At 70.4% G+C, this 2,014-nt stretch carries 2 protein-coding genes and 1 tRNA gene; all 3 read right to left on the reverse strand.

Annotated elements, in window-relative coordinates; all coding sequences use genetic code 11:
* Window positions 1-496 precede the first annotated feature (496 nt).
* The 3 genes from VIG79_RS16450 to VIG79_RS16460 all read right to left on the reverse strand — a co-directional run bounded on the left by VIG79_RS16450 (window position 497) and on the right by VIG79_RS16460 (window position 1,956).
* A tRNA-Val gene (locus VIG79_RS16450) sits at window positions 497-573 on the reverse strand.
* A 67-nt stretch (window positions 574-640) separates the two neighbouring features.
* The gene (locus VIG79_RS16455; protein WP_331887573.1) at window positions 641-1,114 is read right to left on the reverse strand and encodes a TIGR02611 family protein; all 474 of its coding nucleotides are present in this window, start codon (window positions 1,112-1,114) and stop codon (window positions 641-643) included.
* Window positions 1,111-1,956, reverse strand: coding sequence for an aminotransferase class IV (locus VIG79_RS16460; protein WP_331887575.1), 846 nt, complete (start codon window positions 1,954-1,956; stop codon window positions 1,111-1,113). The genes VIG79_RS16455 and VIG79_RS16460 overlap by 4 nt, the downstream gene beginning before the upstream one ends.
* Window positions 1,957-2,014 lie beyond the last annotated feature (58 nt).

Here is a 2,014-nt window from a genome sequence, read left to right on the forward strand (position 1 = left end):
CACCCAGCCGTAGCCAGGAGGCCCACCACAACTGCCGATGCCCCCCAGTAGCCTCGACTATCGCTAGGTCGCAACGCGCCCACCTCGGCGGCAAGAACGCCGCACGATGGCCCATATGACACCAGCCGACGGGGACCGACCGGTGTGGCTCGCCCGATGGCTCGCCCATGGGGTGGCGCTGCGAGTGGCCGTGGCCGCCGTCCGAGGTCGTCGTCATCCGTTGGCTGGTGCACCAGTTCGAGCTCATCGCGACGCCGTGGCAGAACTGCCCTCAAGGGCTAAACGTCGACTTGAGTACCCCCTATTTGAGAGCCCGTGAGACTTCTCCACGCTTGGCCGGGTCGGGCACGAGGGGACTCACGGCCGGCACTGACGCCTCCTACCACCGGGTCGTTCCGGCCCATCCCCTGCGTCGACATCTGACACGTATCTGACACGCCGTGCACTGGGGATGTGGAGTCAAACCGTATTTGCGCAGGTCAGGCCCAGATTGAGGTGGTGGACGTGAAGGGACTCGAACCCCTGGCCTCTCGCGTGTGAAGCGAACGCTCTAACCAACTGAGCTACACGTCCCGGAACGGCGGCACCGAGGATATCCGTAGCGTCCACGGTTCACGCAATCCGGCCTCGATAGGAGCGGTCAGGCGACGCCAGGCAGCCGGTCCAGCCACTCCTCGACCCGGTCCGGCAGCCAGGCCGGTGACCCCGCCCACGCGAGGTACGCCCAGAACACAGCGGCGACGATGGCGGCGGTGCCGAGGGCGACGAGCGCGCTCACCCACCAGGGCTTCGACCGGAGCCACCGCTCCCAGTCACGCAACCGGGCCTTTCCCCAGTAGAGAAGGCGCTGCGCCCACTCGAACTCGGACGCCCAGATAGAGACGCCGATGAAGACGATGAGCCAGCCGGGTCCGGGTGCCGGCACGGCGATGAGACCGACGACCACGACCACCAGCCCCAGCACGGCCACGACGGTGCGGTATGCGCGGTGAGACGCCGGGTTGGACCGGATCCGCCGACGCCACTCCCACCGGTCGTCGTTCGCGTCCAGGGTGATGTTGTCGTCGAGGTCCTCGGGGGCCTCACCCTTGGGGTAGCGCCGCTGCTCGGTCACGGGTCGAGGTCCTCGGACCCGCGGGCCGCGAAGATCTTGGCGGCCCGGCTGGTCACCGGTCCCGGCGCCAGCTGCCGGTCGTCGACCGCGTGGACGGCGAACACGTCGCGCGTCGAGCTGGTGATGAAGACCTCGTCGGCCGTCTCCAGGACGTCGAGCGGCAGGGCGCGCTCGTCCACCGCCAGCCCGTCCTCCCGGCACCACTCGAGGGCCAGGCCGCGGGTGATGCCCTCCAGCGCGCCCGAGTCGACGGGCGGCGTGACGATCACCCCGTCGATGACGACGAAGACGTTGGATCCCGTTCCCTCGCACAGCTCACCGCGGGTGTTGCCGAAGATCGCCTCCGACGCGCCGCGCGCCTTCGCGTAGGCCAGTGCGACGACGTTGTCGGCGTAGGACGTGGTCTTCAGTCCGGCCGTCGCCGCTCGCTCGTTGCGCGTCCACGGAACGACGACCACCTTGCCCGACTCCGGCGGGCGCGCCTGGTCCCCGGCGGTCACGAGGTAGGTCAGTCCGGACGAGTCGGTGGCGGTGCGGTCGGATCCGAGGGGGCCCACCCCGGCCGTCACGGTGTAGCGCAGCCGTCCGAACGGGATCGGCGGGCCGGTGCCCAGCACCGCGCCGACGCCCGAGGCGATGACGCCGTGGTCGGCGGGCGGCAGACCGAGGCCGGTCAGGGAGCGGTCCAGTCGCCGGGCGTGTCGCGTCGGGGCGAACGGCCGGCCGTCGACGATCTTCAGGGTCTCGAAGGCTCCGTCGCCCACGGTCACGCCGTGGTCCAGCGCCGAGAGGCTCGCCTCGTCGCCGCGCAGGTGCCCGTTCACCCAGACCCGTACCGTCACGGACCCACCTTCCCAGACCCTCGCCGCCGTTCCGGTATCCGCCCCAACGCGCGGCCGT

It is taken from the genome of Lapillicoccus sp. (assembly GCF_036559105.1).
Classification (GTDB): Bacteria; Actinomycetota; Actinomycetes; order Actinomycetales; family Dermatophilaceae; genus Lapillicoccus.